Annotated in this window: 10 protein-coding genes and 2 tRNA genes; 2 read left to right on the plus strand and 10 right to left on the minus strand. The window is 64.9% G+C overall.

Features of this window, described 5'->3' with window-relative positions; genetic code table 11:
* Positions 1-18 precede the first annotated feature (18 nt).
* The 4 genes from ACO05N_RS13395 to ACO05N_RS13410 all read right to left on the minus strand — a co-directional run bounded on the left by ACO05N_RS13395 (position 19) and on the right by ACO05N_RS13410 (position 3,281).
* Positions 19-579 carry a phage tail protein gene (locus tag ACO05N_RS13395; RefSeq protein ID WP_422057574.1) on the minus strand — a complete coding sequence of 187 codons (561 nt, stop codon included), beginning with the start codon at positions 577-579 and terminating at the stop codon, positions 19-21.
* A gap of 401 nt (positions 580-980) precedes the next feature.
* Complete coding sequence (locus tag ACO05N_RS13400; RefSeq protein WP_422057575.1) at positions 981-2,033, minus strand: Leu/Phe/Val dehydrogenase; 1,053 nt, start codon at positions 2,031-2,033, stop codon at positions 981-983.
* A gap of 91 nt (positions 2,034-2,124) precedes the next feature.
* Positions 2,125-2,201, minus strand: a tRNA-His gene (locus ACO05N_RS13405).
* 51 nt (positions 2,202-2,252) lie between these two features.
* The gene (locus tag ACO05N_RS13410; RefSeq protein WP_422057576.1) at positions 2,253-3,281 is read right to left on the minus strand and encodes a hypothetical protein; all 1,029 of its coding nucleotides are present in this window, start codon (positions 3,279-3,281) and stop codon (positions 2,253-2,255) included.
* A 107-nt stretch (positions 3,282-3,388) separates the two neighbouring features.
* Here ACO05N_RS13410 and ACO05N_RS13415 point away from each other — a divergent pair, with 107 nt between their 5' ends.
* Positions 3,389-4,042, plus strand: a complete 654-nt coding sequence (locus tag ACO05N_RS13415; protein ID WP_422057577.1) for a prolyl hydroxylase family protein — start codon at positions 3,389-3,391, stop codon at positions 4,040-4,042.
* A 54-nt stretch (positions 4,043-4,096) separates the two neighbouring features.
* Here ACO05N_RS13415 and ACO05N_RS13420 read toward each other — a convergent pair whose 3' ends face one another.
* From ACO05N_RS13420 to lon, 5 genes are all read right to left on the minus strand, one after another.
* Entirely contained in the window at positions 4,097-6,772 is a 2,676-nt protein-coding gene (locus ACO05N_RS13420) for a TonB-dependent receptor domain-containing protein (RefSeq protein ID WP_422057578.1), read from the minus strand.
* 127 nt (positions 6,773-6,899) lie between these two features.
* A complete protein-coding gene (locus ACO05N_RS13425; RefSeq protein ID WP_422057579.1) occupies positions 6,900-8,486 on the minus strand; it encodes a hypothetical protein in 1,587 nt (528 codons plus the stop codon).
* Positions 8,487-8,850: 364 nt separating this feature from the next.
* Positions 8,851-8,925: transfer RNA gene (locus ACO05N_RS13430), tRNA-Val, on the minus strand.
* 122 nt (positions 8,926-9,047) lie between these two features.
* A complete protein-coding gene (locus ACO05N_RS13435; RefSeq protein ID WP_066656000.1) occupies positions 9,048-9,320 on the minus strand; it encodes an HU family DNA-binding protein in 273 nt (90 codons plus the stop codon).
* A 162-nt stretch (positions 9,321-9,482) separates the two neighbouring features.
* The gene (lon, locus tag ACO05N_RS13440; protein ID WP_422057580.1) at positions 9,483-11,870 is read right to left on the minus strand and encodes an endopeptidase La; all 2,388 of its coding nucleotides are present in this window, start codon (positions 11,868-11,870) and stop codon (positions 9,483-9,485) included.
* Between the two features lie 82 nt (positions 11,871-11,952).
* Here lon and ACO05N_RS13445 point away from each other — a divergent pair, with 82 nt between their 5' ends.
* Positions 11,953-13,617 (plus strand): M1 family metallopeptidase, encoded by a 1,665-nt coding sequence (locus ACO05N_RS13445; protein ID WP_422057581.1) that lies wholly within the window; start codon positions 11,953-11,955, stop codon positions 13,615-13,617.
* 4 nt (positions 13,618-13,621) lie between these two features.
* Here ACO05N_RS13445 and ACO05N_RS13450 read toward each other — a convergent pair whose 3' ends face one another.
* Positions 13,622-14,419 (minus strand): GGDEF domain-containing protein, encoded by a 798-nt coding sequence (locus tag ACO05N_RS13450; RefSeq protein ID WP_422057582.1) that lies wholly within the window; start codon positions 14,417-14,419, stop codon positions 13,622-13,624.
* Positions 14,420-14,609 lie beyond the last annotated feature (190 nt).

The raw sequence follows: 14,609 nt of genomic DNA on the forward strand, positions 1-14,609 counted from the left end.
CGGATTAAGGGAACGACGTCAGTTGCGCGACGGCCAGATGCCGGCGGTCGCGATACAGATTTGCAGCGCAAGGACCGGCTGGCGATTTTCATGCGCTCCGCCGCCGCCCGACAGCCCGATCGTCGAGCTGTGCAGGGGCACCCAATTGGGGTCGGCCGGAGACGAAGGGGACGGCGCGTACAGCGCGTACGGTGGCGCTACCGGCGTTGCGGTTGCGACGCCGATATAGTTTCCCCCCGGGGCTGCCGTCGTCGTAGTGGTCGATGTCGAGGCGACGATCGCATGAATATGCGGCGGCGTCTGTTCCGGCGTGAGCGTGACGGTTTCCGCCCCCCCCTTCTGACCACGCTGGAATAAGGTGCCGCCCTCGGCCGCCTGCCCAGTGCCCACCGCGACACGCCCGCGCAGATCCGGAAGTGCGAAGGTGGTCTTGCCATCCCCGCCAAAGGTATAGCCAAGCAGCGCGAACAGCGCCTGATATTGCTGAAGCGCCAGCAACTGGCCATTGCAGGGAAGCCAGTTCCGCGGAACACGCCCGAACGCGAAAACCCTAAGCTCTCCTATGAAGTTATCCGTCATCGCACTCTCCTCCGACCGATAGGGCTAGACGCGATCCGCCTGTGTGCGGCTTGTTCGTGTCTGGGCAGGTGAGCGCTGGGTGTATGGTCCCGGGTTGCGTCGGCGAAGCTGAGTTGAGATCAGATTGGAGCAGAACGATCAGCGGCGCGCGCGCCAGCGCGACGTTGCGGATGCAGGGAGGATTCGAACGCGTTTGAGCCAGGTACACCTGCTGGTGCCCGGCGCAATCGAGCGAATGGATCAATTCGCCCCCAGGATGCTTGTGCGGCGCGTTGATCCAGCGCAGCGCAGCGCACCGTCAACGCCCAGCCCTGACGGCGGCGATCATCGATAGCTTCGATTCGGACGTGAAAGCGCGTCGACGGCGCGCAGCCTGGTCTGGAGGCAGCCGATCGTCGGGTTCAGCCCCGACCGATCAACCGCATCGCGATCCGGTCCGCAACCACGCTCGCCGGATCGCCGGTGCGGGCGCTCTCGTCCCAGATTTCGTCCAGGCGATCGGGGATCCGCGCAATGCGGGCTTCCACCTCGGCGCGGTCGCCCTGGCCCAGATATTCAAGACCGACATTGATGATGCCGCCGGCGTTGATCACGTAATCGGGGGCGTAGAGGATGCCGCGGGCATGGATGCGCGCGCCGTCGCCCTGCTTGGCGAGCTGGTTGTTCGCGCCGCCCGCAACCACTTTGCACTGAAGCGCGGCGATGCTGGACTCGGTGAGGATCGCGCCCAGGGCGTTGGGGCTGAAGATCTCGGCCTCGACCGTCGCGATCGCGTCTGCGGCGACGACGTCCGCGCCCAGCTCGGCCGCCAGCGCCCGTGCCTTGTCGGCGTCGACATCGGCGAGCGTAAGCTTGGCGCCATCCGCCGCGAGACGCCGGGCGAGACCGCCGCCGACGCTGCCCACGCCCTGCACCGCGACATGTACGCCCGCCATCGAATCGGCACCAAGTGCGCGCTTGGCAGCTGCCTTGACGCCGAGATAAATGCCCAGTGCGGTGAAGGGCCCGGGATCGCCGCCGGCATTGCCGCCCGCAACAGGCAGGCCGGAGACGTGGCGCGTGCGGGTCGCGATGACCTTCATCCGTGCTTCGGACATGCCGACATCCTCGGCCGTGACATAGCGCCCGCCGAGCGATTCGACCGCGTCGCCGAACGCGATCAGCTGAGCCTCGCTGATCGTCGCGCCCGGTTCGGGGGCCAGCACCACGCCCTTGCCGCCGCCCAGAGGCAGGCTGGCCATGGCGTTCTTGAAGCTCATCCCCCGCGAAAGCCGCAATGCGTCGGTGATCGCCGCATTGCCGTCGGCATAATGCCAGAAGCGCACGCCGCCGGCGGCCGGGCCAAGCGTGGTCGAATGAACCGCGATCACCGCGCGCAGGCCGCTGGCGGGATCGGTAATGAGGTGAACCCCCTCATGCGCGTCGAAATCGGGCAGGTCCCACAGGGCGGTCATGGCGCTTCCAGCTGGCTAAGAATATTTCGAGGGCGCGTAATATTCTTCTGCGCCGCGCAGCGCCAGCCCAAAAACGTCAGCGGTGGGAAAATGGGGCGATCGACGGGACTTGAACCCGCAACCCCCGGCATCACAAGCCGGTGCTCTAACCAATTGAACTACGATCGCCGTGGAGTGGCGCGCTTAGCCGCGTGTCCGAGCAGCGTCAAGCACCTGTGCTTACGCCGTCAGCAGATGCGGATGCGCGGTCGCTGTGAGCGAACCTGCCCCGGCTGCGCGGGCGATGCCGATCGCCGCATCGACGGTGATCCGGCCTTCCCGTGCCAAGGTCCGCGCGGAAGCCGCCAATGTGGGTGCGCGGACAAAGGCATGCCGTGCAAGGATGGCGACATCGCCCCCTTCCGCGAGCAGCCGCCGCAAGCCCGGGTCGATGACCACGGCCTCGAACAGCATCACCGATCCGGAAAAGCCGCTATGGTCGCACGCGGCGCATCCGACAGGGCGATAGATCACCGTTCCCGGATCGACCCCGAGCAACGCCGACTCCGACCCCTTCGCCTGCGCCGGACGGCGGCATGAGGGGCACAGGCGCGGCTCGGTGCGTGCCGCGATCGCCACCCGCAGGGCAAAGGCAAGCAAATGCCGCTCCACCCGCACCGCACGTAGCCGGGCGATGGCGGCCATCGTATCCGGGGCCTCGACGCCGAGGATGATGCGGATGCCGCGCTGGGCATGATCGAACGCGCTGGCCAGCAGCGCCCGGTCATCGCCCGCGCGCAGCAGGATCGCGTCGCAATCCATACGGGCGGCGGAGTCGAGCTCGGCCCGGTCCGCTGCGATTTCAAGGACGTGCCGTTCTCCGGGCGCGTGCGCCGCCGCCGCCATTGCCCGTGTCATCGTCCCAACATCGTCCGATGCGACCAGAACGACGCCGCCGGGTGCCAGCATCTCACGTTCGATCGCGGCGCGCATCGATCCGGGCATGCCGAGTTCCGCAAAGCCGCCGCCATCCCGTTCGCGATGGGTCAGGTCGATCACCACCCGCTCGCCGCGTCGCGTCGCGTTGGGCAGCGCGGCCGCGGCTTCGATCCAGTCGGGCGTTGCGACAAGGCTGCGCACCGGGGCAAGGCCGGATACCGTTCGGACGAGAATACGAACCACGCCCCCGTCCCGCACCAGATGCACGGCGGGTATGCCGGCAACCACAGCGGCCTGAACGAGTTCATCGAGACTGTCGGCGTCGCCCATGTTGCCGCGCTATTGCGTAATTGTGACGTTTTGGCTGCCGTTGGTGGAATTTTTTAAGTCGGTTACCGCCTCTGGATGCGCGCAATTGCTTCTGGCAGATACGCCGGATGATTGCGCCCTCCCCCGCCGCCGGGTTTCCGATCGAGCCCGTGATCGAACGTCTGAGCAGTCGTGCCGGGATCCAGAAAGTTCCCACGCCAAAGCTCACCCTGTTCATGCGCAAGGGATTTCTGGACGCCGAATTCTGTGCCGAACTGATGGCAATCATCGACCGCGATCGCCGCCCGTCGACCGTGTCCGACTATAATGGCGACGCGGTGTTTCGGACCAGCGAGACCTGTGACCTGCCGGCAGACAGCGCGGCGACGCAGCGGCTGGACACCATGATCTGCGACTTTATCGGCCTTGACCCCGCGCATGGAGAGCCGCTGCAGGGGCAGCGTTACGCCGTGGGGCAGGAATTCAAGGCGCACACCGATTATTTCGAACCGACGGGCGTGGATTTCGAGAAATATTGCGCGGTGTCGGGACAGCGCACCTGGACGGTAATGATCTACCTCAACGCCGTCGACGCCGGGGGCGCGACGCGGTTCAAGGCGATCGACAAGCTGGTCCCGCCCGAACAGGGGAAGCTGCTCGCATGGAGCAATCTTCGCCCCAACGGAACGCCCAACCCGAGCACGCTCCACCACGCGATGAAGGTCCGCGCCGGGACCAAATATGTCATCACAAAATGGTTTCGCGAACGTCCATGGGTGTAACGCGAAAAGGGCCGCCCCGACGGGACGGCCCTCTCGTGTTTCGACCGAATGGACTCAGAACTTCGCGCTGAGGCCGATCGAGAATTTCCGGCCGACGTCATAGGTGTTGGTGTCCACCCGAACATCGTTCGCGAAGGTCTGATATTCCTGATACCGGGTCTTGGTCAGGTTGCGGGCCTCGAACTTCAGCTCGAACTCCGCACCCGCCAGCTCGAAGCCCTGGCGGGCGACCAGATCGACGGTCAGGCCCGGCTTTTCGACGATGTCGGGCAGCCGCACGCCCTCGACCACCGGACCGCGGTTGGTGACGCGCTCGCTCGCATAGTTGAGCAGCACGGTCAGCTGCGACAGCGATGCGGTATCCTCGAACCCGATCTGGAAGTTGACCAGGTGATCCGACTGGCCGACCAGCGGGCCGCCGTTGTTGAACAGCAGCGACGCCTGGACCGGTGCCGCACCCAGGATCGGGCTGGGGACCAGTTCGTTGCCGGCCTCGATCTCCGACTTGGTGTAGGTGTAGTTGGCGATCAGAACGAGCCGCTTGGTGTCGAAGAAGCCACCGCCGAGCGTATCGAGCGCGATATGCTTCTGCGCCTCGATTTCACCGCCCCACAGCTTGGCGCTGGGCGCGTTCGAAAAGCCCGTTTGCAGCGAGGTCGAGCCGCCCGCGACAAACGCGATCGCCTCGATCGGATTGTCGATCTTCTTGAAGAAGCCGGCGGCCGTGATGCGCTGGTCACGGGCGAAGAACCACTCGACCCGCGCTTCGGCGTTGTACAGTTGCGAGTCGATCAGCAGCGGGTTGCCGAGGAACTGGCGGCTGCTTTCGAAATCCTGGTACAGCTGCGGCGCCAACTCGCGGAACTGCGGGCGGGCGATCGTCTTCGACCCGTGGACGCGCAGCTGCATGTCCGGAGCGAAGTTCCACGTCACCGTGGCTGCAGGAAGCCAATAGTCGTTGTCCAGGTTGGTCCCGGTAACCGCACCGGTCGGCAGGACCTTCTGCTTGGCGGTCTCGTAGCGGACGCCGCCCGACACGCGCAGGCCGTCGAACAGCTCGGCCTCGCCCTGAACATAGCCGGCATGCACCTGCAGCGATGCGTCATATGCCGCGGCGCCAGTGCCGGTCGATTCGTTGCGCAGGGTGATGCCGTAGGTCTGGATGTTATAGTCCGACAGCAGATAGTCCGGACGCTGCTGCGCCACGGTCTGGTTCACACCGCCATTGTTCGGGCCGATGAAGCGGAAGAAATAGCGGTACGACTGCCGCTCCGTATCGGTGTAGGCATAGCCGGTCGAAAGGGTGATCGGGCGCGCCGTGTTGAGTTCGTAGGCAACATCGACCGCCCCGGTCCACAGATCCTCATTGAGGTCGCTGAACGCGATGGTCGCGCCGCTCGGGGAGTTGAGCGTGTTGATGTAATCATCGAACGCGTCGCTGTAGATATAGCGGAACGCGCGTTCATAGGGTGCCTTGCGCTTGGTATTGGCATAGGCGCCGCGCAGATCGACGTCGAGCGCGCCGAAATCGAGCTCAGCGACAATCTGGCTGGTGAACAGCTGGCGTTCGAACCAGTTGGTGTTCTGGGTGGCAAAGGTCGGCACGCCGAACGAACCCGGAATACCGAAATTCTCCTCGTCGAACTGGCCGATGATGGCCTGCTTCAGCGTGTCGTGGATATAGACGTTAGTGAAGCGGATCAGGTGCTCGCCGAACTCAAGCCCGACGCCGAGCAGGCCATTGGCGATGATCCGGTTGTCGGTCGTCACCTGATTGCCGTCGCTGGCCAGGCCGCCATTGGCATCGACCGCCAGCTGCTGCTTCTGGGCGCGGGTGCTCCAGCTGTTCGACAGGCCGCCGGCACCGATCACGCCGATGCGCAGGCCACCTGTATCGAAAGTCTTGGCGAAGCTGGTGCTCGCCGACCAGTTGGCCGGGATATGATTGTTTTCGAACACCACAGTGGTCGGGGCATTCGACAGCTGGATGAGCTGTGCGGCGTTCGTGACCGAGGTGCCGTTGAGACCCGCGTCGAGGATGAAGTTCGGGACGCTGCGCTCGCCGTCGTCATAGCCGAAGACGTCGCGGCTGCCGCCGTCATAGGTGTAGCCGAGTTCGCTGGTGGTCGCGGTGTCGAAACCGATCGAGCCGCCGATCTCGAAGAACCCGTCGCGCGGCGCGGCGCGGGTGGTGATGTTGATCGCACCGCCGCCGAATTCACCGGGGTAATTTGGCGAATAGCTCTTCTGCACCAGCGCAGACCCGACGATGTTGGTCGGGAACAGGTCGAGCGGCACGACGCGGCGCAGCGGCTCGGGGCTGGGCAGCGGCAGGCCGTTGAGCAGGGACGAGGAATAGCGGTCGCCAAGGCCGCGCACGTACACGAAGCCGTTGCCGACGACGCTGATGCCGGTGACGCGGGTCAGCGCGCCAGCGATGTCGCCTTCGCCCGAGCGCGCGATATCGGCGCTCGACAGAACGGAAACGACCTGGGGAGTCGCCTTGATGACATTCGGGATGTTGCGGCCGATGACGACGATTTCTTCGCTGCTATCGCCGGCGCCCGGAGCGGAGATTTCGACCTCTTCCTCTCCGGCCTGCGGAGCAGCCGCGGCTTCCTGCGGCGCAGCTTCGGCGGTCGCATCCTGCGCAGCCTGGGCCAGCGCGTGCGGCGCGACGAGTTGCGAGGTCAGAAGCAGCAGACTTCCGAATGCGGTGCTCTTTTTCATCTGGTGACGTCCGTTTTCAGAGGCTGGCGTTTGCAGAGGCTGGCGCCTTCAAATGCCTGGTCCCGCCAAGGAAAACCGGAACCGGCGGCCCCTTTTCCGCCGGTTCCGGGTGTCGATCACGCTTCGATCAGGTGACCGGAACGGTGGTGCAGGCGCTGCCGGCCGCGCCAAAGTTCGCGCGGTTCGAGTTGCAGGTCCAACCCTGGTACCACGTGTCGGTCGGGCCGCTGACCGCGCCGATATAGCTGGTGCTGACCAGGAACGACGAACCCGACGGGTTGAGCAGCGCTGCGTTGTAGGCAGTCACCGCCGCCGCGCCGGTGCCGGGCAGATAGCCCGAGGTCAGTGCGTTCGCGGCAGTGCCGTTCTTGACGTTGTTGGTGCCCGCGTCGACCACGGCTTCCTGCTCGGCGTTGGTCACGGTGAAGCCGTTGACCGCCGTTTCGGCGCTCAGCGTGCCGGTGCAGGCGAAGTAGTTCGAACGGAACACCGGCGGACCCTGCTCGTCCAGCGCCGCATCGGCTGCGCGGATCGTCGACTTGTCAGCCGTGCCAGCGACGATGTTGAGGCACGGACGGCCCGAGACGATGATGCCGTTAACGAAGCTGAAGTCGGCGCCGCCGCGCAGGCGCAGACCGGCGTTGGTGCCGGTGCTGGTGTGCACGAAGGTGAAGTTCGCGATGCGGCCGTTCTGGCGCGGGGTCGCGTCTTCGCTGTTGTTGGAGTCGATCTCCATTACATAGTTATCGCTGGTGGTGTTCGACGGCTTCTGGATCGCGATCGCGAACTGGATGAAGCCCTTCCAACCCACATCACTGTCGATGCTGTCGTCATCGGCGCCGGTGATGACCCAGTAACGGCCATTGTGCGTGCCACCGAAGATTTCGATGCCGTCGTCCGAGCTGTTGTGGATCTGGATATATTCGATGCGGGTGCCGCTGCCGACGCCGCCGGTGGTGATGCCCTGAAGCTCGTTGTTCGGGCTGATCACGGTGCCCGAGTAACGAACCTGGACGTAGCGCATCACGCCCGAGTTATCGCCCGGGGTCGCGCCGCCGTAGAGCGCGTTGCCGGTGCCCTCGACCACGTTTTCGCAGTTGGCCGCGCCGCCGGTGACGCCAGCAAGGTTGCAGTTCGAGATCGGCGCGCGGCCGGCGATGATGATACCGCCCCACAGGCCCTGCGATTCGTCGGTCACGCCGCCGGTGAGGTTCTGCTGCGCCGTGAAGATGATCGGCTGGGTCGCGGTGCCGTCAGCGTTGATGGTCGAGCCGCGGTTGACGACCAGGAAGTCGTTATCCGAGTTGGTCGTGTTGGCATAAACGATCACGCCCGGCTGAATCGTCAGGTTGCTGGACTCGTTCAACGTTCCCGCACCACCGCGATCCCGACCCACATCGACGCGGCCGTTCATTTCGTAGGCGACGCCCGGCAGCTTCGCGAGCGTGAGGCTGCCGACGATCAGCGAGGGAATGCGGCAGCCGCGGAAGCTGCCGACCACACCGGCATCGGTGAAGCCCGACGGGCAGCTGGCGGCCGGCGTACCTGGCGTTGGCGTCGACGGGGTCGGCGTGGGGGTTCCTGTCCCCGGCCCGGGCACAACGATCACGCCCTCGCCGGGCGAGGCAACGCTGGACGCGCCATCGCAAGCGGCGAGCGTGGCGCCCGCGACGCTGGTCATCAGGATGAGGCTGATACGCTTGAAGTCGGCCATGAATATCTCCGTTCCGGTCGATCCCGGTTTGCAGGATGATGGGCGAGCGCCCTGGATCGACTCGGAACATTCCCCCTGCCGATCACTCGGGTCGCGCTAGGCGGGATGCATGACGGTGGGATGGGATTTGGGAGAATCTTCGGTGACTTAGGGGTTACCGTTTTGTGACTTGCGTGACAGATTGATGACGGCAAAGCGCTGACGGTCGGCCTAGATACCTGGTATCCCATGATTCAGCGCTGGACATTGGCGGCAGATGCTGCGGGCCGCAGCGCGCTGCGTAGACCCCGGGAACACGATCTCTGACTCCGCGATCTGCCCAGATGCAAAAAGCCCGCCGGCATCGCCGACGGGCTTTTGAAGATGGTGGGCGCGGCTGGGATTGAACCAGCGACCCCTGCGGTGTGAACACAGTGCTCTACCACTGAGCTACGCGCCCGATGCCGGGACCTTCACGGAAGGCTTGCGGCGGCTCCGACAATTCGGAACCCCCCGGAGTGGCCCGGGAAGCGGAGCCTCTAAAAGGACGGAACAGGCTTGTCCAGCCCCGTCCCGCGTCTTTTAGTTGACCGCGTCCTTGAGGCCCTTTCCGGCCTTGAACTTGGGCTGCGACGATGCCTTGATCGTCATCGGTTCGCCCGTACGGGGGTTGCGGCCGGTCGATGCCTTGCGCTTCGAGACCGAAAAGGTGCCAAAGCCGACCAGGCGCACTTCGTCGCCCTTTTTCAGCGCGGCGGTGACGGCGTCGAACACCGCCTCCACAGCCTTGCTGGCATCGCCCTTACCGAGGCCCGCGGTGTCTGCGACCGTGGCGATCAGTTCCTGTTTGTTCATACCCGTTGAACCCCTGCATTTTTTGAAAAGCATTATTTGAAATGCGCTCGGCATCGTGACGCCGGTGGGACAGGAAAACGCGTCCGCGCGCCGCTGTAAAGCGGAAAGCGGTACAAATACGGGGAAATGGGCGGAAAAAATGCCCTTACCCGCGCTTAACCCTCAATGGCGGAGCGGATCGGATGCCGCCGCGGGTGGCAGTACCGCCAAATCCTCCGCCTCGCTCCATTCGATCGCGGTAAGCGGTTCGGTCAGCGCGAGCTTGAGCACCTCATCGACATGCGCCACGGGAATGATCGTCAGGCCCTCACGGATATTCGCCGGGATCTCCGCAAGGTCCTTTTCATTCTCCTGCGGGATCAGCACTGTAGCAATGCCGCCGCGCAGCGCTGCGAGCAGCTTTTCCTTGAGCCCGCCGATCGGCAGCACGCGACCGCGCAGCGTCACTTCGCCGGTCATTGCCACATCTTTGCGCACCGGCACGCCGGTCAGGGTCGAGACGATCGAGGTGACCAGGCCGATGCCCGCGGACGGCCCGTCCTTGGGCACGGCACCTTCGGGCAGATGGACGTGGATGTCCTTGCGCGGGAAGATGCTCGGCTTGATGCCGTAGCTCGGGCTGCGCGCGCGGATGAAGCTGAACGCCGCCTCGACGCTCTCCTTCATCACGTCGCCGATCTTGCCGGTCGTCTTGATCGCCCCCTTGCCCGGGACGGTCACGCTTTCGATCGTCAGCAGTTCCCCGCCGACCTCGGTCCAGGCAAGCCCGGTAACCGCACCGATCTGATGCTCCTCCTCGCCGATGCCGAAGCGATATTTGCGCACGCCGGCGAATTCGTGGAGATTCTCGGGCGTGACGACGACGCTCTCGACCTTGCCTTCCAGAATGCGGCGCAGCGCCTTGCGCGCGAGCTTGGCGATCTCGCGCTCGAGCGTCCGCACGCCCGCCTCACGGGTATAATAGCGGATCAGGTCGCGCAGCCCGGCTTCGGTCAGTTCGAACTCGCCGTCCTTCAGGCCATGTGCGTCGATCTGCTTGGCGATCAGATGGCCCTTGGCGATCTCGACCTTCTCGTCCTCGGTATAACCCTCGAGCCGGATGATCTCCATGCGGTCGAGCAGCGGCTGGGGAAGGTTGAGCGAGTTGGCGGTCGTCACGAACATGATGTCCGATAGATCGACGTCGATCTCCAGATAATGGTCGTTGAACTTGCTGTTCTGCTCGGGGTCGAGCACCTCGAGCAGCGCCGACGCCGGATCGCCGCGGAAATCCTGACCCAGCTTGTCGATCTCGTCGAGCAGGAACAGCGGATTGCTGGTCCCGGCCTTTTTAAGGTTGGTGACGATCTTGCCCGGCAGCGAGCCGATATAAGTACGGCGGTGGCCGCGGATTTCGGCCTCGTCACGCACGCCGCCGAGCGACTGGCGGATGAATTCGCGCCCGGTCGCCTTGGCGATCGACTTGCCGAGGCTGGTCTTGCCGACGCCCGGCGGGCCGACGAGGCACAGGATCGGCCCCTTTAGCTTGTTGGTCCGCGCCTGAACCGCGAGATATTCGATGATGCGGTCCTTGACCTTTTCCAGGCCGTAGTGATCCGCGTCGAGCACCGCTTCGGCCTCGACCAGATCCTTTTTCAGCTTGGACTTCTTGCCCCAGGGCAGGCCCAGCAACACGTCGAGATAGTTGCGCACGACCGTCGCCTCGGCGCTCATCGGTGCCATGGTCTTGAGCTTCTTGAGTTCCGCCTGCGCCTTGCCGCGTGCTTCCTTGCTGAGCTTGAGCGTAGCGATCTTCTGGGTCAGCTCGGCGATCTCGTCGCCCTCGCCTTCCTCGCCCTCATTGCCCAGCTCGCGCTGGATCGCCTTCAGCTGTTCGTTCAGATAATATTCGCGCTGGGTCTTCTCCATCTGGCGCTTCACGCGCGAGCGGATCTTCTTCTCGACCTGCAGCACGCCGAGCTCACCCTCCATGAAGGCGAACACCATCTCGAGGCGCTTTTGCGGATCGGCTTCGACCAGCAGGCTCTGCTTGTCGGCGACCTTCACCGCGATGTTGCCCGCGACTGCATCGGCCAGGCGCGAGGCTTCCTCGATTTCGCCGAGCTGGACCGCGGTTTCGGCGGGCAGCTTGCGGTTGAGCTTGGCGTAATTCTCGAACTGCTCGACGACCGAACGCATCAGTGCCTGCACCTCGGTGCCGGTCGCCTCCTTCTGCGCGACGGGCGACACCGTGGCGGTCAGATAGCCGCCGGCATTCTGCATCGTTTCGAGCTTGCCGCGCTCCTTGCCCGCGACCAGCACGCGCACGGTCCCATCGGGCAGCTTGAGCAGCTGCATCACTTCGGCCGACACGCCGGTGTCGTACAGGTCGTCGCGACCGGGATCGTCATTGGCGGGATCGAGCTGAGCGACGAGGAAAATCTCCTTGTCGGCGGCCATCGCCGCTTCCAGGGCGGCGACCGACTTGTCGCGCCCGACGAACAGCGGCACGATCATATGCGGGAACACGACGATGTCGCGCAGCGGCAGGACTGGATAGGTGGACTTCATGGATACTCCGGTGCCCACAGGGGGCAGATTCGTCAAACTATATGGGGATCGGGCGCGCCGCATCAATGCAGTGTTTGCCGCGATGCTCACGCTGACCGCGTTCGTCCCCGCTGCATTGGCCCAGAAGGGCGAGCCCCCGATCACCGAACTGACCGAACGCTCCGGGGGACCGATCGAACCAGAGCGGGCAGCGTTGCGGCTGGAGCATGTCGATCTCGATCTGGAGGTGGATGCGGCGCGCAAGTATCTGAGCGGGGTCGCAACGCTGACGCTGGGCACCCGCGCGCGGCAGACGCGGCTGTTGATCGATCTCGACAAGAATTTTCATGTCTCCGCGGTGACCATTGATGGCAGGGCGCTCGCAGCCGGCACGTGGCTCAATCCCGAAGGGCGCCTGACGATCGACCTGCCAAGGCCGGTCGAAGCCGGAGGCAAGGTCATCGCGCGCATCAGCTATGCCGGGCGGCCGCATGAGGCGGTCAATGCGCCATGGGATGACGGGATCGTCTGGTCGAGCTGGCAGGACAAGCCCTGGGTCGCGACGACCGCGCAGGGCTATGGCTGCGACCTTTTCTGGCCGTGTCTCGACTTTCCCGCCGGTGAGGTGAAGTCGATCCGCATGGTGATCTCCACCAGCGGCGCGGCAGCGATCGCGAATGGACGGCTGGTGTCGGTCGATAAGCTGCCCGGCGGCCGCGCGCGCTGGACGTGGGAAGCGCGGGACATCAACCCCTATCTCGTCGCGATCAACATCGGGCCATATCGCGAGATCAAGGGCAGCTATGCCAGCAAGTTCGGCAATCAGGTGCCGCTGCACCTGTGGCACCTGATCGGCAAGGATGCCCAGGCGGCGGGCCTGTTCGCCGAATTCGCGCCGACGCTCGACTTTTACGAAGCCATGATCGGCCCCTTCCCCTTCGCGCACGAGAAGCTGGGCGTGGTCGAGACTCCGCATCTGGGCATGGAGCATCAGACGGTCAACGCCTACGGCAACGACTATCGCAAGGACGAAACGGGGTTCGACTGGCTGTTCCACCATGAACTGGCGCATGAGTGGTTCGGCAACCAGATGACCGCCGCCGATTGGGACCATTTCTGGCTGCACGAGGGCTATGGCCAATATATGCAGCCGCTCTACGGCCAGTGGCGCGAGGGCGAGGCGCTCTATGCCGCGATGATGGCGGAGCAGCGCAAGAACATCCTCAATCGCCAGCCCCTTGTATCCGGCCGCTCGCGCACCTCGGACGAGGTGTATCAGCTCGAAAAGGGCGGGCCGGGGCAGGATATCTATTACAAGGGCGCATGGGTGCTGCACACGCTGCGCTACCTGATCGGTGACGCCGCGTTCTTCGATGCGACGCGGCGGCTGGTTTATGGCCGCCCCGACCCGAAGCCGGGCAATTTCAAGCCGCGCTTCGCCACCACGCCCGAGTTCGAGACGTTGATGAGCCAAGCCGCCGGGCGCGACCTAAGCTGGTTCTACGACGTCTATCTCCGTTCCGCCGCGCTGCCCGAACTGGTCGAGACGCGCGCGGGCGATCAGCTGTCACTGGAATGGAAGACGCCGCGAAACGCCCCCTTCCCGCTCCCCGTCGAGGTGCAGGTCGATGGCGTCGTGCAGCGCTTGGCGATGGAAGGCGGCCGGGCGACGATCGCGGTGCCCGCGGGCGCGCATGTCGTGATCGACCCGATGGCGCGGGTGCTGCGCCGCTCCCCAGCGATCGAGGCGATGCAGGCGCGGCGCTAGCCGTTCAGTCCGCGAGCATGTGGTCGTCGCCCACGCGCAGCTGGTTTCGGCCCGAGCGCTTAGCCGCATAGAGCGCGGCATCGGCGCGGGCCATGGCGAGCTGGAGCGGTTCGCCGTCGAGGGCGACAATGCCGCCGGAGCAGGTCATGGGGGTGCCGTCGGGCCGTTCGATCAGCCCGTTGCCAAGGCGTCGGCACAGGCGCTGGAGGATGCCGGCGGCCTCGCCCTCTTCGGTGGCGGGAAAGAACACGGCGAACTCCTCGCCGCCCCAGCGTCCGACACAGTCCGCCTTGCGCACGCCGCGCGCCAGGAACGCGGCGAAATCCTGCAAGATCGCGTCGCCCGCGTCGTGACCGAAGTTGTCATTGACCGATTTGAACTTGTCGAGGTCGATGAGCGCGATGGTTCCGTCGCCAGCGCTTTCGACGCGGGCAAGAAAGCCGCGACGGTTAAGCAGCCCGGTGAGCGGATCGCGGTGCGCGGCCATATCGAGCGCGGCGACGCGGACCTTGGTCGCCTCGCTCGCGCGGGTTACCCCGGCGAGCAGCTCGGTGAGCATGTCGCCATCGCTGACCGCCTCCAGCGCCTCGGCCTGTTCGCGTTCGAGCGACTGGACCGCCTGGGTCGCCGCGCGGACCGGGGCAAGCAGACCGTCGATGCCGAATAGCGTGAACACCGTGCCGACCAGCGTCGCCGCCAGCACGATCCCCAGATCGGGCCAGTCGGTGTTGCCGGTCAAGAACAGCCACGCGGCAAATGCGAGCAACGGGATATGCGTTCCGACGAAGCAGATGGTGAACATTCGCAGCCGCAGGCTGGACGGAAATATAAACCGTGTTGCCTTATAAAACCGCAAGTTAGCCTCCGTAACATCCCCACCCGCGACGGCAACAAAGCGTTAGGAGGCGTTAAGCAGAGACGAACGAAGATGGTTAAATCTGTGGACAATCGCGCCGGCGCGGCGGTCCGAAGTGCCCGAAACAAAACGGGCG

The organism is Sphingomonas sp., assembly GCF_965227385.1.
Taxonomy (GTDB): Bacteria; Pseudomonadota; Alphaproteobacteria; order Sphingomonadales; family Sphingomonadaceae; genus Sphingomonas.